This is a genomic window from Alicyclobacillus dauci (assembly GCF_026651605.1).
GTDB classification, from domain to species: Bacteria; Bacillota; Bacilli; order Alicyclobacillales; family Alicyclobacillaceae; genus Alicyclobacillus; species Alicyclobacillus dauci.
Genome location: NZ_CP104064.1, coordinates 1,244,283 through 1,263,208 on the forward strand (window position 1 = coordinate 1,244,283; position 18,926 = coordinate 1,263,208).

The following is an 18,926-nucleotide window of genomic DNA, read 5'->3' on the forward strand; positions in this document are numbered from 1 at the left end:
CAGTGAAACATCTCGTACACGCCAATTTGAAGGGAGGAAGCCCTATGAGCCTGGAATTGGCAATGATTACGCCACATACCCCAAGAATCTGTCACCAAGACAGAGTTCCTGATTTTCAAAAACCAATGGTCGACGCGATGTACAAATGCGCGGACATCATTGATCGTGTCAATCCTGATGTTGTCGTTTTAATATCGTGTCACTGGATGTCCAGTTTTTTTCATTATGTCGACATTACACCGAGACATCAAGGAATTTTAACTGCCGTTGAGTGTCCTGATCTGATCACGGACGTTCCATACGATCACCCTGGCCATCCAGATCTCGGTCAGAAACTTGTTGACGCAGGAAAAGCTGCGGGCCTATCCGTCGTCGGAATCAATGACCCGACATATATTTGGGATTACGGCACGGTCGTCCCGCTACGTTATCTACTCAAAAATAAGGACATTCCCATTGTCGATCTCTCCGTTTGTTGGGCCGCATCCATCCAGGAGTCAATCGAGTGGGGCCGCGTGATCGGGCAAGTATTTGAAGAATCTCCCCTACGCGTTGTCTTCCTGGCGAGTGGTGCGTTGGCGCACAACCTCGGCCGTGGCCCAGAACTGTGGCCAAACATTACGGAACAGGCGCTTGACAGAGAGTTCTGCAATTATCTCGTGAAAGGTGATCGCGACTCTGCTGTTTCCATGCTCCCGTCCTACGTTCGCGCTGCTGGTGTTGAGTCAGGTGGGCGTCACGTTGCCGTTCTCCTGGGCGTAGTTCAGAACAAGTTTATGGGCGAACTGCACGGATACGGACCTTCTTCGGGATCAGGGAACCCGGTCTTGACCATCCAATATGCTGGCTAACGCGAAAACCAACGCAAGCGTTTGATGCCGATTTTTAGCTTCATCCTATCACACGAACTTGAGATGAGAGGTAGAAAAGAATGGAGAAAGTTTTGCATTTTATCGACGGTCAATTTGTGGAATCTGCGGATGGCCGCACGTTCGATAATATCAATCCAGCAACTGGCGAAAAAATCGGAACAGTGGCGGAAGGCAGCAAACGTGAAATCGATCAAGCCGTGGCCGCCGCACGTCGAGCATTCAAGACGTGGGGAAAGACATCTGCGGCTGAAAGGTCTGTTATCTTACACAAAATTGCAGATCTCATTGAAGCCAACTTAGAAGAATTGGCACTTCTGGAGACGGCGGATACGGGTAAACCGTTGTCGCTGTCAAAGAGTCTCGATATTCCACGTTCTGCATATAACTTCCGGTTCTTTGGCGACTTTGTCAAAGGGATGAGCACAGAAACATTTGAAATGGAAGGCGTTGCATTGAACTACGCCCTTCGTCGACCGGTTGGTGTCGCCGGTCTCATTTCACCTTGGAACCTGCCGCTGTTCTTACTCACTTGGAAGGTTGCGCCTTGTCTCGCGGCCGGAGATACATGTGTTATCAAGCCTGCGGAGTTGACGCCCATGACGGCCACGAAGTTGGCGGAAATCTGCAAGGAAGCGGGTCTTCCGGACGGCGTGCTCAACGTCGTCCACGGCTTTGGACCGGATGCCGCTGGGTCAGCCTTGACGGAACACCCTGACGTGGACCTCATCTCATTAACCGGCGAGACGAGCACAGGCAAAGCTGTCATGAAGGCTGCATCGTCTACTTTGAAGGGCCTGTCTCTGGAATTGGGTGGTAAGAACCCGAACATTATTTTTGCGGACTGCGATTTGGAGGATGCGCTCGAAACAACCATCCGCTCCAGCTTCGTCAACCAAGGTGAAGTTTGTCTCTGTGGCTCTCGCATCTACGTTGAACGTCCACTGTACGACACATTTGTCGAACGCTTGGTCGACAAGGCATCGAAACTGGTCGTAGGCGATCCGCTCGATCCAAAGACAAACGTCGGTGCACTCATCGGTGCCGAACATCTCGACAGAGTCGAAGGGTTTGTCACACGTGCCGTTCAGGAGGGCGGACGCATTCTGCTTGGAGGCAAGCGTCCAGAACAATTGGCCAAGGGGGCTTTCTTCGAACCAACAATCATTGTCGACGTGGATTCTTCCTGTGAAATCACCCGCCAAGAGGTGTTCGGTCCGGTTGTGACCATCCAACCATTTGACACGGAAGAAGAAGTCGTTGCACTCGCCAATGACACGAGCTATGGCTTGGGCGCAACAATTTGGACATCGAACTTGAAGCGGGCTCACCGTGTGGCGGGCGAGATCGAGGCAGGCATTATCTGGGTCAACACGTGGTTCCTGCGTGACCTTCGCACACCATTCGGCGGTATGAAACAAAGCGGTATCGGTCGCGAAGGCGGCGTGCACAGCTTCGAATTCTTCTCTGAGTTGAAAAACGTCTGCATCAAGCTCTGATGGGGAGGGTCATGAATGGGAGACAATCGCACAGCTGAGTTCGCCGAGAAGCTGTATTTGGCGGAGCGGAATCTGTCCGTCATCGCACCCTTGACGAGTGAAGTGCCGGACATGTCGATGGAAACAGCGTACGGCATCCAGATGCTGAATGTGGAAAAGAAGTTGGGAAACGGGGATCGTGTCGTGGGTCACAAAATTGGACTCACGAGCAAACCGATGCAGACCATGCTCGGTGTTGGGGAACCGGACTTCGGCCACTTGTTTACATCGATGCATTATCAATCAGGGGATGTCATCGACTATCCCCTGATCCAACCGAAAGTTGAACCGGAGTTGGCTTTTATCCTCAAAGAGGATTTGGCCGGGCCGAATATCGGAATCCAAGATGTCCTTCGGGCCACTCGCTTTGTGCTGCCGGCCATCGAAGTGATCGATAGCCGCGTGGCCGATTGGAAAATCAAGTTGGCTGATACGATTGCCGATAACGCGTCTTCGGGGTGTTTTGTCCTAAGTGACACAGTGACGGCCATTGAGCACGCCAATATCACGACGGCTGGCGCTGTCATGAAAATCAATGGGGAAGTCGCTGAGACGGGTGCGGGCGCGGCCGTCATCGGTAATCCAGCGCTTGCCGTTGCATGGCTTGCGAACAAGCTCTCCTCACTTGGCACAACGCTCCGAGCCGGAGATATCATTTTGTCCGGTGCAGTGAGTAAGGCAGTGCCTGTTCAACCAGGTGATCATGTGTCGCTGTCCTTCGGTCGTCTCGGACGCGTCGACCTGACCATGAAGGCTTAAATAAACGGACTATAACGGAGGGTGGAGAATATGACGAAGCTTACTGCGGCTATCGTCGGATCGGGTAATATCGGAACCGACTTGATGATCAAACTGATGCGCAGCGAATGGATCGAACCACGCTGGATGATAGGGATTGACCCGGAATCAGACGGGCTGCGTCGGGCCAAAGACGCAGGTCTCGAAGTCTCTTGGGAAGGGCTTGCTGCTGTTTTGCAGTCGGGCGCACGCCCCGATATGGTGTTTGACGCAACGAGTGCGAAGGCGCACGTTCGCCACGCGAAACTGTTGCGTGAAGCCGGGATTCAAGCCATCGACTTGACCCCTGCCGCCCGCGGCCCGTACGTCATCGCAGCAGTCAACCTGCAGGAGCACCTCAAGTCTGAGAATGTCAACATGGTCACATGTGGCGGTCAGGCGACCGTACCCATCGTGCACGCGGTGAGCCGTGTGGTCGGTGTGTCGTATGGCGAGATCGTGGCGACGATATCCAGTAAGAGTGCAGGTCCCGGCACACGCGCGAACATCGATGAGTTCACGGAGACCACCTCTCGGGCTATCGAAGTCATTGGTGGCGCGAAAAAGGGCAAAGCCATTATCATTCTCAATCCAGCCGATCCGCCGATTCTCATGCGCGATACGATTTACTGCGTCATGGAAGAGGCCAGCGAAGAAATTTACGAGCGTGTCAATCAGTCTATTCACGACATGGTCAAGCATGTCCAGACATATGTCCCTGGCTATCACCTAAACCGCGAACCAATTTTTAAGGACAATTTGGTCAGCGTTTCTATCGAAGTAGAAGGACTCGGAGACTACTTGCCGGTTTACGCTGGCAACCTCGATATCATGACTGCAGCAGCCGTCAAGTTTGGCGAAGAGTTCGCGAAACACAAGATGGTCGTGAACAAGTGAGGGGGACAGCTTTATGGCATTCAAATACAAAATTGAACTGACAGACGTCACGTTACGCGACGGGATGCACGCTGTACGACACCAGTTCAGTGTCGACGACGCGAAGGCGATTGCTTCAGCACTTGATGGTACGGGTGTGGCGCTGATTGAAGCGACGCACGGTGATGGCTTGGGTGGAAGTTCTGTGCAGTATGGATTTTCTAAGGAGACAGAAGAGGATTACCTTCGTGCTGTGTGCAGTGTCGTCAAGGACTCGAAAGTTGCCGCGCTCCTGCTCCCCGGCATCGGTACCGTTGAAGACTTGAAACACGCTGTCGAGTACGGAATCAAAGCGGTACGCGTCGCTACGCACTCCACTGAAGCCGACATTTCGGCTCAGCACATTGAAGAGGCGCGAAAAATGGGACTAGAAACCGTCGGGTTCTTGATGATGTCCCATATGACACCTGCTGAAGTCCTCGTCGAAGAAGCCAAGAAGATGGCTTCTTACGGTGCCGAAGTGGTTTATATCGTAGACTCCGCGGGCGCAATGCTCATGGACGAAGTCCGCAAGAAGGTTTCCAAGCTTCGGGGAGCGCTCCCAGAAGACGTTCAAGTTGGCTTCCATGCACACAACAATCTGGGTGTCTCCGTTGCGAACTCCATCGCGGCTGTCGAAGAAGGTGCATTCCGCATCGACGCGAGTCTAGGGGGACTCGGTGCGGGTGCCGGGAACACACCGCTCGAAGTGTTCGTGGCTGCGTGTGAGAAGCACGGGATCGACACTGGTGTTCAGTTATACCCAGTCATGGACGCGGCCGAAGAGATCGTTCGTCCTCGGATGCATCAGCCTATCATCACGGACAAAGCTAGCTTAACGCTTGGATATGCTGGGGTATATTCCAGCTTCCTTCTGCACGCGAACCGGGCTGCAGAGCAGTTTTCGCTCGATCCTCGCGACATTCTCGTAGAACTCGGACGTCGCAAGGTTGTCGGTGGACAAGAAGACATGATCGTTGATGTCGCGTTTCAAATTGCAAACAGCAAATAACGTGCGGCCTGTTCAACGGGCTGCTGTCTTAACAAATCGACAGTAGGAGTGACGCGCTTTGGCATTGCAAGCTATTGCAGATGAAATCTACCGCCATCAAACAACCGCCGAAGAGTTGGAGAAAATTACGCTTCGGTACGATGGCTTAACGGTCGAAGATGCTTATGCCATTCAACAGTTGACCATTCAAAAGTACACGACCGCTGGTGACAAATTGATTGGTTGGAAGATGGGTCTGACCAGTAAGGCGAAGCAGCAATCTGTTGGTGTCGATGAAGCCATTTATGGTCATTTACTTAAGTCCATGGAACTGAGGAATCCAGAAGTTTCGCTGCAGGGACTTATTCACCCGCGTGTGGAACCGGAAATTGCGTTTGTCTTTAAGCACAAACTCGAAGGTACGGACATCACGCCGCGGGATGTGTGGCTGGCGACGGAGTGTGTCATGCCAGCCGTTGAAGTCATTGACAGTCGTTACAAGAATTTTTCATTCACGCTAGTGGACGTCATCGCGGACAACGCGTCGAGTGCAAAGTTCTATGTGGCTGATCAAGCATTCTCGCCGTATCAGTTCCAACTGGACCAAGTGGGCGTTGTCATGAAGCGTAATGGTGAAGTGTCGCAGACAGGTGCCGGTGCGGCCGTCTTGGGCCATCCGGTGCGGTCAATCATCGAACAGGTTCACATGCTAAGTCGCACAGGCAAAGCGATCGAGCCAGGTATGGTTGTCCTGACCGGTGGCATCACGGAGGCCATTTATATTTACGATGGGGATCGAATTTCCATTGAATTCGAAGGAATGGGCGAAATCAATCTGTCTATCCACGCATAAACGGGGAGGTTGAATGATGTGCCGTTAGTCCAAATGAGCATTTTGGAAGGGCGTTCTCCTGAAGTAAAAAAGGAGCTCATCAGGGAAGTGACCGACGCCGTCGTCAGAACACTCGGTGCAAAACCGGAGGCTGTCCGCGTTTTGCTGTACGAGATGCCCAAAGAACACTGGGGTGTCGGCGGTGTGTCGAGGGCTGAACAACCAGGTTAACTTTGCTTGAAGTTGAAAGAGGTGGACGGCTTGTTTGACGTACATTCCCATTTTGTTCCCGAAGGAGTCCTGGCTTGGCTCAAAGACAATGCCAGTCGCGTCAATGCAACTTGGGAACAGCGTGCAGTGGGCAAGGAGCCGTTTCTGACCATTAACCAAAAATGGTCGTTTGAACTGAAACAGGCTTTCTATCAAGCTGATGTATATTTAGAGGACCAGCGTAAGGCCGGCGTCGCACATACAATCGTGTCGCCCATACCGCAATTATTTCTATATGATTTCCCGGTGGAATTGACTGTCGAGCTCAGCGACCTGTACAACCATGAACTGGTTGCTTGGACGAAAGCCAATTCCGACAAGTTGTCTGGCTTGGCAACTCTCCCCCTCAATGATCCGGATGCCGCGGCTCGTCTGCTAGATGAAGCTATGTCGAACGGGTTAAAGGGTGCCATCATCGGTCCTGGTCACCAAGGCGTTCCACTGAGCGACGACCATTTTGCTCCGTTGTGGGAAGTGGCGAATGACAAGCGGGCAATCATTTTCATCCACCCACTCCTCAATGAGGACCCGCGCATCCAACGGAAAATGATGCCGAATCTCATTGGTGTCCCGTGGGAGACGACGATTTGTGGGTTGGATTTGTTACTGGGCGGGATACTCGACAAATATCCAAAGGCCAAGATTTTGCTGGCTCACGGTGGCGGCTTCTTGCCCTATCAAGTGGGTCGACTCAATCAAGGGTACCAAATGTGGCCTGCAGTAAAATCGTCGCTCAATGACACGCCGGAAACGTACTTGAAGCGATTCTGGTATGACAATGTTCTTTGGCACGAGGACGCCCTCGGGTATCTTCAAAAGCTGGTGGGCACAGACCGGGTATTGCCAGGGTCAGACTATCCATTTGATCTGAAGACTTGGCCTCCCGCGCCAACTAGCGAAGCGTCATGTAGGGCATTCCTCGGACTTTGAGTAAACCCCCTTTGAGGACGATTGCGGACGTATCACTCGCATGTGAACTGCTTATGATGATGGTTCACATGCGAGGTCCTCTATTGACAAAATGCATAATGATCAACATTCAATAGAAAATCATAGTAAACTGTATTGTTAACAATATTGTCTGTATTCCAAAGTGGCATCTTGTAGGATGAGAACCAAACAGGTCGGAATTGAGATGAAGGAGAGTGTCCTATTCGTATGGGCAAAGAACTTATGTTTGATGTTGCGCATGTTGGGCACGTTGAGTTGCTGACTCCAAAACACGATGAGAGTCTTCGCTTTTTTACCGATATCATGGGACTCGAAATCGCTGGACAGAACGGTCCGTCAACGTACCTAAGGTGCTGGGGAGATTACGAAATGTACTCTCTGAAGCTCACTCAGTCGGAGCAGGCGGGCGTTGGCCATACGGCGCTTCGGGCAATGAGCCCAGAGTCACTCGACCGACGTGTTCAAGCCATTGAAGCATCAGGGCACGGCATCGGTTGGATCGACGGTGATCTTGGGCATGGAAAAGCTTATCAGTTCCGAGGGCCAGATGGACATCTGATGGAATTGTACTATGACAGTGATCGTTATACGGCGCCGGAACATCTCCGTCCGACTTTAAAGAACCAACCGCAGAAGTTCACCGGACGAGGGGTTGCTGCCAAGCACCTGGATCACATCAATTTTCTTTCGTCCAACACAGAGGCAGACGGTACATTCGTTGAAGAGAAACTGGGCTTGCGACTAACGGAGCAAATTGTGCTCGACAACGGTCGCCATCCCGGGCTTTGGTACCGAGCAACGAACAAGTCGTACGATTTGGTCTATACGCAGGACGCGACTGGTACGCGTGGACGGTTGCACCACATCGCTTTTGGGGTGGACACGAACGAAGGCATCTGGCGCGCCGCCGACATTTTCGTGGACAACAATGTCTTCATTGAATTTGCACCGAGCAAGCACGCTATCAACCAAACCTACTTTGTCTATGTATATGAGCCTGGTGGAAATCGAATCGAGGTCTGCGCTGGCGGATATCTTGTTCTTGCTCCCGACTGGGAACCTATCACTTGGACCGAGGCGGAGCGCAAACGCGGGCAAGCGTGGGGGAATGCAACTGTACCGAGCTTCCACACCTATGGAACCCCCGTGGTATGAGATAATAGGGGAAAAGTGGTCAGCAAGGCTTGTACTGTCTTGCGTTGTACCAGACTCTTAACGGGTTAGGAAGATTGGATACAAATGGCTGAAGACGAAGTGGTTTTGAACGAAGAAGCGTGTTATGAACGTCTGCGAGATGACATTCGCAACGGTGTGTTGATGCCAAATGAACGGCTTGTCGAGATGGATTTGGCGAAGTCGTTAAACGCTGGGCGGGCTGCCGTTCGGACGGCCCTGGCCCGCTTAGAGCAAGAGGGGCTCGTAGAACGTGAACGCTATCGCGGAGCACGCGTTCGCCTGGTCTCTGAAGCCGAAGCGGCAGAAATTCTTGAAGTTCGTGCTGCTGTCGAGTGCGTCACTGTACGTCACGCAGCCATCAATGCAACGCCGGAGGATGACCGAGTTCTGGAACAAATCGTTGACGAGTTAGATGAGCACTATCGCGCGAATGATCTTCTCAAGTACTCAGACTGTAATGCCAGGTTACACAGGACGCTGATCACTATGGCGCGCCATACCACGGCGGCAAAAGTACTGGATACCTTGAACTCGCAGAGCGTGCGGTTTCAGTACCGCACCATTCTCGCCAAAGGGCGGCCGGAGCGCTCACTCGCGGAACACAAAGCCATTGTTCGCGGAGTTATCAATCGCGATCCGGATGAAGCAGAGTTCGCCATGCGTCAACACCTAGCAGGTGTGCTTGGGGCTCTGCAAGATTTGGATTCACGCATGTAGAGCGAATCGGCAGGTAAGCCACTGCCCCTTTCGTTCACGCGAAATTGTTGACAATATGTTTGACGATCGCGTTAAACAGGCGAATTTGAAGCGAGTCGTGTACAGATGACGGAACGCAATCGTGAAGTGGTGTCAACTCACTTTTCCCGTTCCGTATAAAGGAACAAATAAGTTCACGGTTCAGACAAATGAAATTATTGTTGGGATACAAGCCGAAAGGATGTCTAGTATGGACTGTTGAACAGTCTTCTGGAGGTGTCCCGGGGTAGAGATAGGGCTTGCTGTTATTCTCAAGGGGTGTTTTTTTGCAGTCGAATGATATCGCTTTCATGAAAAATCTTCTTTTATCACAGACTTGAATGCTACGACGGGAAAAAAGTTAAACAAAGAGAGGGTGTCCCTAGCAATGGTCAATGAGCCGAAAAAGTCGTTCTTTCGGTACGAGAATGGCGTTGTGTTGATGATGTTCTTCACGTTTGGGTTCGTCTTTATGGAACGTCTGAGTGTCGTCTACCTATTTCCGTTTATCGCACCCGACCTAAAACTGAACAATGCGGAAATTGGAATGATTGTATCCATCTTGGCTATCTGTTGGTCGTTATCTGGTTTCGTATTCGGGTCCATCTCGGACTTGATCGGGTCAAGAAAGAAAGTTTTATTGCCTATTACGTTAGCGTTTTCCCTGTTCTCATTTCTCTCCGGTATCGCAAAGAGCTTTGGCTCGATGCTGTTGTTACGAGGCTTGATGGGTGTTTCGGAAGGTCCAGTCCTCCCCATTGCACAAGCAGCTGTTGTTGCTGAATCATCGGAAAAGCGCCGCGGGTTTAATTTAGGTTTCGTGCAAAGTTCTCTCGGTCTTATCGGTTCCACCGTTACGCCACTTATCGTTACGGCAGTTGCTACTAAGTACTCTTGGCATGCGGCGTTCTATTTAGTGGGTGTTCCAGGTATCGTCATGTTCTTTATCCTTTTGAAGTGGATGATTGACCCAAGTAAGCGCATGACGAAAGAACAAGCGGCAGCACATGACCACAGAGTCAAACGTGAAGACTACCCAGCCGTTTTTAAGAGCCGCAATGTTTGGGTATGTATGGTCATCTCCGCGTTCATGATGACTTGGCTGTTTGCGTTCACGACATTTGCTCCGACTTATCTCACCGGACACGACAAGTTCACGCCGGAAGCAATGGGGCTTATCATGTCGGCAATGGGACTCGGAACGTTCTTCTGGGGATTCATCGGCCCGGCCATCTCCGACAAATGGGGACGCAAACCAACACTGATTCTATTCGGTTTTATCGCTACCCTATCTCCAGTATGTCTTGCACTCGTTCACGGCTCCATCGCCACGATGATGATCATCGGCTTCCTCACAACGGCTGGACAAGCGACGTTCCCGCTGTTCATGGCAGTGGTTCCGGGTGAATCCTTGAAGCCGAAATACGTTGGTACCGCTGTCGGATTGACTCAGCTCGTCGGTGAGTTTATCGGTGGAACGGCGGCCCCATCTATAGGCGGTATAGCCGCGGATCACTTCGGTCTTGCGGCTCCACTTTGGATTGCCGCTGGCGGGGCATTTGTAAGCGCTCTTATCGCATTTGGACTTCGCGAGACGGCACCCATTCGTATGAAAAAGAGCGGTGCAATTGTGGATCAGGAAGTCCCGGCACTGTAATCGTCAGAGACCACACCTGTTTGACGCGTAGACATTGACAGAATGGGTTACGAGAAGGGGATCCTCATTTGCCTGAGGCCCCTTTTTTATTCCTTTCACTAAGGCACACCCATCACGATGGAGCTGGCGTGTCCTGGGCGTCATTGCCATGTGGTAGCTTCAACAAACGTTTCCTAAGTCATCTATGAATATGAAACCGGACTCATGGAAGTCCAGTTCACAGTCGTCAAGGAGCGCTTCACACGATCCGTCTATCACGATAGCGAACTCCTCAAATTGAACACTGCGATCCATGGGAGTCGTGACGTCGTCCACCAATATCTGGAATCTCGATCCGCCGCACTGATAGGCCCTGGCGATACGGACGAATTCACCCACCTGTAGTTCTTCCTTGTAGAAACGTTGTATCTCCGATTTGGCACTCTCCGTGATGTGCATTTGGAACACGTACTCCTTCTTGTCCGTCATCTTGGTGACGAAGACCCTTTTCTATCATTATACAAGGTTGCAATCTTTTCAGTGGAATTTGCGCGTTCCAAATAGCAGACGCCCCCAAAGAACATCTGTCCATTCTCTACCCTTCAACTCGGGGCTTTGCAGGGTCGCACAAATGAGCCGTCACGTCGGTCACGTCCGCCAGCTTCAGTAAGTAGTAACACTCTTCTCGGGCCATGTGGTCCGGCAGGAGTGGCTCCAATGTCCCGAGTAATTCCTTCGACAGGCGCAGTTCTTCGATCTCGTCGAGAAACTCTGTGAACAACTTCATCTCCATGCCAACCTGCGAGTTGAAGTGTCGCAGGGCCGGGAAGTCTTCCAATTGAGTTCGCAAATACCCCGCCAACTCCACGGATTTAAGGTAGAATGCCTCAAACTCCTTCGTAAACTGGAGGCTTCGTTCAGCGGCCCGTGTTTCCACTGGATCGACTTCGGCTTGGATAGTGGCTGCATGGCCAATCGCGTCGTGGAGCCACAGCAGGTGGTGGTGAATGGGGTTGAGCGGTGGAGGCGTCGTGCCTTCACAGAGAGACTCCAGGATCCGCAAATACTCTTCGATTTCGTTGAGCATGTGATTGAGAAAGGTAGGCGGCAGGGCAATGCTGATTTTTCCGATTAAATGCCGGCGTAATAAGTGCAACTTAAACGCTCGCAACGTGTGGGCATATCGCAAGGCATACTGATTGAGTGTCACGATATCCGCTGTGCTTGGGATTGTGTTGGCCATACTCAGCAACCGATCGAATCGGTCAATAAAATAGTTTGTCTTCGCGATCTCGCCGCCTTCCGTCGGGGAGAGTCCGGCCCGGATAAAGCGGGCGTGATCGCCGAGAATTTGCAGCCAAAACCGATGTTCAAAAATCGCGGTCTGTTGATAATCTTTAGTCACCGTAGCCCCTCCGTTTCTCCGTAGCAGATTATGTGCGTCTGCCTAGACGTGTGAATGCAAGAGACGGTGAAGAGGGGCCGTGTGAACTGGATCATGCGGGTCAACGACTGATTCGAAGTCTAGCGAAGCGCTGGAACACCCTCTGGGGCAGCTCCGTGTGACGCTAGTTGAGCGCGAACCTCCGGTGTGATTGGGGACGCCTTTTGTGTAGTGTAATCAAACGCGATCAGCGCAGCTTGACCTCGGGCGACCCAGGTGCCTTGTTCGTTGGCGATGGCGTGATCGAGCGTGAAGCTGGAGTTCCCAATGTGCGAAACCCAAGTGTAAACGGTCAAGTGGTCGGCATACGTCACCTGAGCGAGAAAGTCACAGCGTGCGGACGCCACGATCAGGTTCCACTTATCCAAGGAAAGCGACGGGTTGAACATGCGGAATACTTCTATGCGAGCATCCTCCATGTAATTAAAGTAAGTCGCGTTGTTGACGTGCCCGAGGCCATCGCACTCGGAGAATCGAACTTGCAGATTTCTGGTGAACATCGGCGTCTCTCCTTACGTGTCCTGTACAAGTGTGGAACATTCGGCATTCTCCTTAACCATTATACCGAAGAGGTTTGTAACATAGCGTGAAACTCATGCGTCAACCTGGTTAGAGAGTCGTGACCGGGAGGTGACGGGAACGGAGCCGCATATGACGCCAAATGAGGTGATCAATCATCTCATCGACTTGTACTCGGATGACATCTATCGTTTTGCGCTGCATACGGTGGGAAACCACGCGGATGCAAAGGATATTGTTCAAGAAGTTTTCCTGCGATCCTACCAGGCGTGGGGAAAGTTCCGGCATGATTCAAGCCCGAAGACGTGGCTATTTCATATCGCTCGCAATTATATGAAAGACTACTTTCGACGAAAGGCCGTCCGCGACGAATATATTCGAAAACAAGATCAGTCCTCACTGTTTACGTTGGACGGCATCGAAGAACGACTGGATCTACAGATGGCGATATCGCTCCTGCCATTCGATGATAGACAAGTCATTATCCTTCGTTTCATTGAAGATTTAAGCGTTGCAGATACAGCTCAAGTCCTGGATTGGTCAGAAGCAAAAGTGCGCACAAAGCAACATCGTTCGCTAAAGCGTCTACGGGGGATTCTGGATGCTACGGAATCGGGAAAGGACGTGGACAACTATGCCCCGGAGAAAGGGAGGTGACGATATGACGCTGACGGACAAGGAACTGATGAATCGGCTGTCAAAGCTGCGAGGCGTAACCCTATCTGAAGAGGGTAAACGGGACATTGCAGAATTCGTCGTACGGCAACGCGATCAATCGACGCCGCCTTTCAAGCCGAAATATGCTCGCAAGTTCTGGGCGCTCGGCGGAACGGCGGTTGCTGCACTCCTCGTCACCGTGGGAGGTTTGTTATCCATCAATGGACATTTATTTGGTCAGGTAGCCGGGGAGCGGGGCACACAATCTATTTCCGGCAACCGCGTGACACCCATAAATGGAAACGAATCAAGTGTGATCGCTGGTTCTCCGACGAGAGATTTGTCAGGAGTTCAAATGTTCTCGAATGAACACGGATGGATGACAGGCAGTCAAGGGGAACTGCTACACACGGTGGACGGAGGGCAGCGTTGGAAAGTCGTCAATCTTGGTATTGCAAAGAATTCGGTCATTACAGCGATCACCGACACTCAAGCGGTGGTGGCTGTCCCAACGATGGATCCATCCCAACAGGGCACGGTTTCCGTCTTTCGAACCAACGACGGCGGGAGCCATTGGTCGAAATCGACGATACCCGACGATTTACCGAACGATCCGGCTGGACAAATGCCTTCAACCATGGCCTTCAGTGACTCGATACACGGTTGGTTGGTCACGCGAGTTCCGAGTTCAGGCATGGGGGGCGAGAGACCTGGCGCCCTGTACCGGACAATTGACGGTGGAGCGACATGGCAACGAGTGCAGGCAACTGGATTTCCATCCAATATCGTGGCGTTCAACTGGCTTTCGTTTGTCACACAAAACGTGGGGTTTACCGTGGGCGCCAAGCAGAATTTGGGCGCGGACAGCGGTGTCACCGACGGAAGCCCAGATATGCTCTTTGTGACACGCGATGGTGGAGTGACGTGGAAACGGGCCAGTATCACGATACCAAAGAGCAAGTTTGTCAGCATCTTTCCACCAACGATGTTTAAGGATGGAGAGGGCCTTTTACCGGTCTTCGTTTCCCACCGTCTCTTTTTATATAAAACCTACGATGGAGGCAAAAGTTGGGATCATACAGGGAACCATTTGTTCCCAAACTATGAGACATCAGACTTCGTCAGCCCGACGGAGGGATTTGTTGTAGACGGGGGAACGTTGTACCACACCGTGGACTCAGGACGTAACTGGGAACAGATCTCGTCGGCTTTCAGAAAAGGCAGCGGAATGATGTCATTCGATTTGAACTTCTTGACGGACGCGAACGGTTGGCTTAGGACAGCGCAGAACGGCGCTAGCGAAGCAGGTCCACCTATTATCTGGCATTCAGTCGATGGTGGACGAACCTGGAGCGAAGTTTTCACGAGTAGAGGTTGATGTTCAGGGCTGCGGGAATGTGTCCGGGGACACGTCACGGGCACTCCCTTCGACCCTACCCCCGACCAAATACAAGGGCCCGCACCAAGCCGCGTCGTCGATTCCACCACTCCCCTTCTGCGTTTCGCATGGATGCACGAGGACTTGCGTTTCAATCAGATATATTTCTCATACAACGAATAGGGAAAATTTGCAGGAAATAATCCGTTTGTGAAGAATTTTTATACTGTTTGTCGAAATATGTCGTGTGGCCAACTTGTAAGGGGACCTGTGGCGGCGGATCGAATGATGCCTCTTACGTCCAGGGACAAATCACGTACACAAATGGAGTCGGTGAAGATGGCGCCAGTTCCTCAGAGATTAGTAAACATAGAAGACGCGATCACATTGGTCATGGACCACGTTTCCGACCCCATGTTGGTTGTGGGTGAGCAAGGGGAGATCGTTCATGCCTCGCTTTCCTTCATGCAAATCCTGGGAGTCCCTCGAGAGGTTTGTTACGGGGCTAATCTACGGGATTTTGTGCATGGTGAGGACGCAAGTAAGCTGAGCGCCGTCATGGAGAAAGTTCTACATGAGCAAGGGAACGACCGTACCCCCGTGCTCGTCTTGCGCTTACGACATTATGATCATGCATATCGCTTTGTGACGTTCAAGTTACGAGTCGTGCCTGCATTAGACTCGGACAACCTACTGCAGTTTGTCTTTTTTGCAGCGATTACCGAACCGGGTTCTAGAGAGCGCTTTATTATCCCGCAACAGAGAGTCCTAAAGGCCGTTCTGGGTGGGCAATCAATTAAACAAGTTCTCACTGTGATCATTGATACCTTGGAAGAACTGTTTCCCGATTGTATCCCATCCGCATTGCTGCTTGATGAAGACGGAACGACTCTGGTGCATGGGGTTAGTTCAGTACAATTACCAAGAGAATTTATCGAGACCGTGAACGGGGTGGAGATTGGACTGAACGCCGGGACGTTTGGTCGGGCTGTTTTTCTGAAAACGCTTGTCGTATCAGATGACATTGAGACGGACCCGAATTGGATTAGGTATCGAGCGGATGCCAATCGTGCTGGACTCAGGGCCTGTTACGCATTGCCAATCTTCACGGATTTTAACCAAGTGGTTGGGACATTTGTTGTGTATTACAAGAACAACAGGGCACCTTCACCTGATGAAATTGAGTCGCTCGAAACGTATTCACAGTTTGCGTCCCTGGCATTCTCGCGACACGAAAATGTAGTCAAACTGGACGGAATAGTTAATAAGGATCCGCTCACGGGTTTGCCAAATCGGCAGTACTTCCTCTACCACTTGGATGCTTCCATTGAGCTGTTTGACCAGGTCGGTGTCCTTGTGTTGGATATTGATCGGTTTAAGTGGATCAATGATACACTTGGACATGCATTCGGCGATAAAGTCCTCGTGGAGTTCGCGCGACGTGTGAAAACTTGCATGACCGACAAGATGTTTTTGGCGAGATTGGGTGGTGACGAGTTCGCCATCGTCTATTCCGATGTTACGTCATTGAAAGACGTCACGGATTTGGCTGAACAAATTCTTCGTTTGTCGGATACGCTTGTTGAGATAGGCGGACACAGTCTGCGTGTAACGTCCGGAATAGGAACGACTTTGTTCCCAGTATCAGGGACGGATTGCGAAAGTCTTTTGAGCAGTGTTGATACGGCCCTGTATGCAGCGAAGCACAGCGGACGGAACATGTACAGGCATTACGCGCCTGGCATGAAAGTGATGACGTATGACCGGTTGATGTTAGAAAGGGATATTCAACAGGCCATCGATAGAGAGGAATTCCATCTCGTTTATCAACCAAAATTTAGCTCATCGGACATGAAGATGACTGGCGTTGAAGCCCTTATTCGCTGGAACCACCCAAGCCGGGGCAGAATCTCACCCGCCGAATTTATCACAGTCGCTGAACAGGCAGGACTGATTTCCGCAATTGATGATTGGGTCGTTCACAAGGTATGCGAGCAAGTTCGAGCGTGGAAAGAAAAGGGTATTGAATTGCCGGTCAGTGTGAATATTTCCCAACTTCATTTCCAGCAGCCGGACTTTGTTGTCAGTATTGGTCAAACACTGAACGAATACGGTGTGAGCCCTAGCCTGATTGATATCGAAATTACGGAAACGTCTCTCATGCAGGTGGCGAATGAGGATTTGTTGGCGAAGTTGAGTCAATTGCGGGAATTAGGTCTGACGCTTTCAATTGACGACTTCGGAATTGGCTACAGTTCGCTCAACCTGTTGCGGCAGTTTCCTGTAGATTACTTAAAGATTGACCAAAGCTTCGTTCGCGATCACGGCAAGCTGGACATCGTCCGAGCAATTATTCAGCTGGGCCATAGTTTGGGGATGCGTGTTGTCGCAGAGGGTGTTGAAGTTCCGCTGGAGTTGGACTTCCTCAGGCGTGAGAAGTGTGATGAAATCCAAGGGTATTTGCTGTCAAGACCACTGGAGCCAGAAGCAGTTCGCAAGCACGTCGGTAAATCAGTGAATATCGCGACACTATCGAAAACGCGAGGAGAACAGTGAAGGCGAAACCCTGAAAATTGAAATCTACCAGACGCGGAAGGCTCTGTAGCCTCCCGCGTCTGCATTAGAGAACAGTCGTTCTTTCTTCGAGCTGTCGCAATCCGATGCGCCTGATTTTTCCGCTCGTCGTTTTCGGCAACGAATCAACAAAGACGATGGATCGTGGGTACTTGTATGGCGCTGTCATCTCCTTGACGTGTTCTTGGAGCTCTTGAACAAGGCCTTCGTCATTCGCGTCATCTGGGTTACGAAGAATGACATACGCTTTGACGATGTGCCCACGCTCGGGATGGGGACTGGCAACAACTGCGCATTCCGCGACCTTCGGATGCTTTACGAGAGCGTCCTCGACTTCAAATGGTCCGATTGTGTATCCGGCGGAGATGATAATATCGTCGGAACGGCCTTCAAACCAGATGTATCCATCCTCATCTGCTCTCCCTTTATCGCCTGTTATATACCAGTCGCCTCGATACGCGCGTTTGGTTCGCTCCGTGTCGTCCAGATATCCTTTAAACAGCGTCCGAAATGATTTGTGTACTGCAATGTGCCCGATTTCGCCTACGGGCAATTCGCGCCCGTCGTCATCTACAATGGCAACCCGTGTTCCGGGGAATGGTTTCCCCATCGAGCCAGGTCGGACCTCCATATTTTGCAGCGTTCCTACGAGCAAGCTGTTCTCCGTCTGACCGTAGCCGTCGCGAACGGTCACATTGAACTCGCGGAGGAATGTATCAATGACTTCGCGGTTCAGTGGTTCACCGGCGGAACAGGCGGATCGAAGGGAGAGCTGGTACTGGGACAAGTTCGTCACTTTTGCCATGAGGCGGTATTCGGTGGGAGTCGCACACAGGAGCGAGATCTGATGGTTTTGAAGCAGTGAAAGATATCCCTCTGGTTGGAACCGTCCCGTGTAGACAAAGGCAGTCGCACCATTTCCTAAAATGGAGACAAAGGGGCTCCATACCCACTTCGCCCACCCCGGACCCGCCGTTGCCCAAGCGACGTCGTCTGGCTGCGCATCGAACCAGTATGTTCCCGCGATAGCCAAGTGTTCCCGAGGCCAGGCGTACGTGTGAATGACACCTTTTGGCCCGCCAGTCGTTCCACTCGTGTAGGAGAGAAACGCAATGTCGTTGTCGTCGGTGTCCACTTCGACGTCGTCGTCGGACGAACGGGCTGTCAGGGTATCTAGAGCTGTCCATCCCTGTGCAATGCCACCCACAGAGTAAAAATGACGCAGAGAGTGACTATCCGCGCGAATTTCATCAACATGCATCGTGAGCTCATGGTGTGCGATGACAGCGTCCGCTGTTGCGTGACGAACACGGTAGCCAATGTCACTCGCACGCAACATTTCGGAACCAGGCACGATTGTGGCCCCGGTCTTCAACAGCGCAAGATAAACGATGTATGGTGCGATGCCTCTTGGCAGCAGGACCATTACTCGGCTTCCTTTTGTAATGCCTGCACCAAGCAGGCCTCGTGCAAGGCGATTGCTCGCGAGGCGCAACTCGTCATATGTGATTTGCTGAACGGACCCGTCTTCGCCAACGCACAGAACCGCCACTTTGTTGGGTGTTGAGCGAGCCGTCTTGTCAACTTCGTACGCAAAGTTGTAACCCATGGTAAAGCCTCCTCATGAACGTGGAGTCATGGCGATACGGATAAACAGGCACATA

The 18,926-nt window shown here is 51.6% G+C and carries 18 protein-coding genes; 14 read left to right on the plus strand and 4 right to left on the minus strand.

Annotated features, from left to right (window positions below; translation table 11 throughout):
* The first annotated feature begins 44 nt into the window (after window positions 1–44).
* The 11 genes from NZD86_RS06105 (at window position 45) to NZD86_RS06155 (ending at window position 10,711) form a co-directional block, all read left to right on the plus strand.
* Entirely contained in the window at window positions 45–851 is an 807-nt protein-coding gene (locus NZD86_RS06105) for a DODA-type extradiol aromatic ring-opening family dioxygenase (protein WP_268045605.1), read from the plus strand.
* An 80-nt stretch (window positions 852–931) separates the two neighbouring features.
* A complete protein-coding gene (locus NZD86_RS06110; protein WP_268045606.1) occupies window positions 932–2,368 on the plus strand; it encodes an aldehyde dehydrogenase in 1,437 nt (478 codons plus the stop codon).
* 15 nt (window positions 2,369–2,383) lie between these two features.
* Window positions 2,384–3,166, plus strand: coding sequence for a 2-keto-4-pentenoate hydratase (locus tag NZD86_RS06115; RefSeq protein WP_268045607.1), 783 nt, complete (start codon window positions 2,384–2,386; stop codon window positions 3,164–3,166).
* A gap of 30 nt (window positions 3,167–3,196) precedes the next feature.
* Window positions 3,197–4,081 (plus strand): acetaldehyde dehydrogenase (acetylating), encoded by an 885-nt coding sequence (locus NZD86_RS06120; protein ID WP_268045608.1) that lies wholly within the window; start codon window positions 3,197–3,199, stop codon window positions 4,079–4,081.
* 13 nt (window positions 4,082–4,094) lie between these two features.
* Window positions 4,095–5,111: a 4-hydroxy-2-oxovalerate aldolase gene (gene dmpG, locus NZD86_RS06125; protein ID WP_268045609.1), complete on the plus strand. Its 1,017-nt coding sequence runs from the start codon at window positions 4,095–4,097 to the stop codon at window positions 5,109–5,111.
* 58 nt (window positions 5,112–5,169) lie between these two features.
* Complete coding sequence (locus NZD86_RS06130; RefSeq protein WP_268045611.1) at window positions 5,170–5,943, plus strand: 2-keto-4-pentenoate hydratase; 774 nt, start codon at window positions 5,170–5,172, stop codon at window positions 5,941–5,943.
* Window positions 5,944–5,961: 18 nt separating this feature from the next.
* Window positions 5,962–6,153, plus strand: coding sequence for a 2-hydroxymuconate tautomerase (locus tag NZD86_RS06135; protein ID WP_268045612.1), 192 nt, complete (start codon window positions 5,962–5,964; stop codon window positions 6,151–6,153).
* A 30-nt stretch (window positions 6,154–6,183) separates the two neighbouring features.
* A complete protein-coding gene (locus tag NZD86_RS06140) occupies window positions 6,184–7,122 on the plus strand; it encodes an amidohydrolase family protein (protein WP_268045613.1) in 939 nt (312 codons plus the stop codon).
* Between the two features lie 228 nt (window positions 7,123–7,350).
* Window positions 7,351–8,298, plus strand: coding sequence for a catechol 2,3-dioxygenase (locus tag NZD86_RS06145; RefSeq protein ID WP_268045615.1), 948 nt, complete (start codon window positions 7,351–7,353; stop codon window positions 8,296–8,298).
* Window positions 8,299–8,382: 84 nt separating this feature from the next.
* A complete protein-coding gene (locus NZD86_RS06150; protein WP_268045616.1) occupies window positions 8,383–9,036 on the plus strand; it encodes a GntR family transcriptional regulator in 654 nt (217 codons plus the stop codon).
* A 355-nt stretch (window positions 9,037–9,391) separates the two neighbouring features.
* Window positions 9,392–10,711 (plus strand): MFS transporter, encoded by a 1,320-nt coding sequence (locus NZD86_RS06155; protein ID WP_268045617.1) that lies wholly within the window; start codon window positions 9,392–9,394, stop codon window positions 10,709–10,711.
* A 159-nt stretch (window positions 10,712–10,870) separates the two neighbouring features.
* Here NZD86_RS06155 and NZD86_RS06160 read toward each other — a convergent pair whose 3' ends face one another.
* The 3 genes from NZD86_RS06160 to NZD86_RS06170 form a co-directional block, all read right to left on the minus strand.
* A complete protein-coding gene (locus tag NZD86_RS06160) occupies window positions 10,871–11,179 on the minus strand; it encodes an iron-sulfur cluster biosynthesis family protein (protein WP_268045618.1) in 309 nt (102 codons plus the stop codon).
* Window positions 11,180–11,285: 106 nt separating this feature from the next.
* The gene (locus NZD86_RS06165) at window positions 11,286–12,095 is read right to left on the minus strand and encodes a DUF2935 domain-containing protein (protein WP_268045619.1); all 810 of its coding nucleotides are present in this window, start codon (window positions 12,093–12,095) and stop codon (window positions 11,286–11,288) included.
* Window positions 12,096–12,214: 119 nt separating this feature from the next.
* Complete coding sequence (locus NZD86_RS06170; RefSeq protein WP_268045620.1) at window positions 12,215–12,634, minus strand: acyl-CoA thioesterase; 420 nt, start codon at window positions 12,632–12,634, stop codon at window positions 12,215–12,217.
* A gap of 151 nt (window positions 12,635–12,785) precedes the next feature.
* Between NZD86_RS06170 and NZD86_RS06175 the strand changes: the two genes are divergently transcribed.
* The 3 genes from NZD86_RS06175 (at window position 12,786) to NZD86_RS06185 (ending at window position 17,244) form a co-directional block, all read left to right on the plus strand.
* Window positions 12,786–13,310 (plus strand): RNA polymerase sigma factor, encoded by a 525-nt coding sequence (locus NZD86_RS06175; protein WP_268045622.1) that lies wholly within the window; start codon window positions 12,786–12,788, stop codon window positions 13,308–13,310.
* 4 nt (window positions 13,311–13,314) lie between these two features.
* The gene (locus NZD86_RS06180; RefSeq protein ID WP_268045624.1) at window positions 13,315–14,688 is read left to right on the plus strand and encodes a WD40/YVTN/BNR-like repeat-containing protein; all 1,374 of its coding nucleotides are present in this window, start codon (window positions 13,315–13,317) and stop codon (window positions 14,686–14,688) included.
* Between the two features lie 339 nt (window positions 14,689–15,027).
* Window positions 15,028–17,244, plus strand: coding sequence for an EAL domain-containing protein (locus NZD86_RS06185; RefSeq protein WP_268045625.1), 2,217 nt, complete (start codon window positions 15,028–15,030; stop codon window positions 17,242–17,244).
* Window positions 17,245–17,308: 64 nt separating this feature from the next.
* Here NZD86_RS06185 and NZD86_RS06190 read toward each other — a convergent pair whose 3' ends face one another.
* Window positions 17,309–18,871 (minus strand): acetate--CoA ligase, encoded by a 1,563-nt coding sequence (locus NZD86_RS06190; protein ID WP_268045626.1) that lies wholly within the window; start codon window positions 18,869–18,871, stop codon window positions 17,309–17,311.
* Between the last annotated feature and the right edge of the window lie 55 nt (window positions 18,872–18,926).

Bases quoted from the DNA above. Each gene is read 5' to 3' on its own strand.
- NZD86_RS06105 (WP_268045605.1), top strand. From the start codon at position 45: ATGAGCCTGGAATTGGCAATGATTACGCCACATACCCCAAGAATCTGT.
- NZD86_RS06110 (WP_268045606.1), top strand. From the start codon at position 932: ATGGAGAAAGTTTTGCATTTTATCGACGGTCAATTTGTGGAATCTGCG.
- NZD86_RS06115 (WP_268045607.1), top strand. From the start codon at position 2,384: ATGGGAGACAATCGCACAGCTGAGTTCGCCGAGAAGCTGTATTTGGCG.
- NZD86_RS06120 (WP_268045608.1), top strand. From the start codon at position 3,197: ATGACGAAGCTTACTGCGGCTATCGTCGGATCGGGTAATATCGGAACC.
- dmpG (WP_268045609.1), top strand. From the start codon at position 4,095: ATGGCATTCAAATACAAAATTGAACTGACAGACGTCACGTTACGCGAC.
- NZD86_RS06145 (WP_268045615.1), top strand. From the start codon at position 7,351: ATGGGCAAAGAACTTATGTTTGATGTTGCGCATGTTGGGCACGTTGAG.
- NZD86_RS06150 (WP_268045616.1), top strand. From the start codon at position 8,383: ATGGCTGAAGACGAAGTGGTTTTGAACGAAGAAGCGTGTTATGAACGT.
- NZD86_RS06160 (WP_268045618.1), bottom strand. From the start codon at position 11,179: ATGACGGACAAGAAGGAGTACGTGTTCCAAATGCACATCACGGAGAGT.
- NZD86_RS06170 (WP_268045620.1), bottom strand. From the start codon at position 12,634: ATGTTCACCAGAAATCTGCAAGTTCGATTCTCCGAGTGCGATGGCCTC.
- NZD86_RS06175 (WP_268045622.1), top strand. From the start codon at position 12,786: ATGACGCCAAATGAGGTGATCAATCATCTCATCGACTTGTACTCGGAT.
- NZD86_RS06180 (WP_268045624.1), top strand. From the start codon at position 13,315: ATGACGCTGACGGACAAGGAACTGATGAATCGGCTGTCAAAGCTGCGA.
- NZD86_RS06185 (WP_268045625.1), top strand. From the start codon at position 15,028: ATGGCGCCAGTTCCTCAGAGATTAGTAAACATAGAAGACGCGATCACA.
- NZD86_RS06190 (WP_268045626.1), bottom strand. From the start codon at position 18,871: ATGGGTTACAACTTTGCGTACGAAGTTGACAAGACGGCTCGCTCAACA.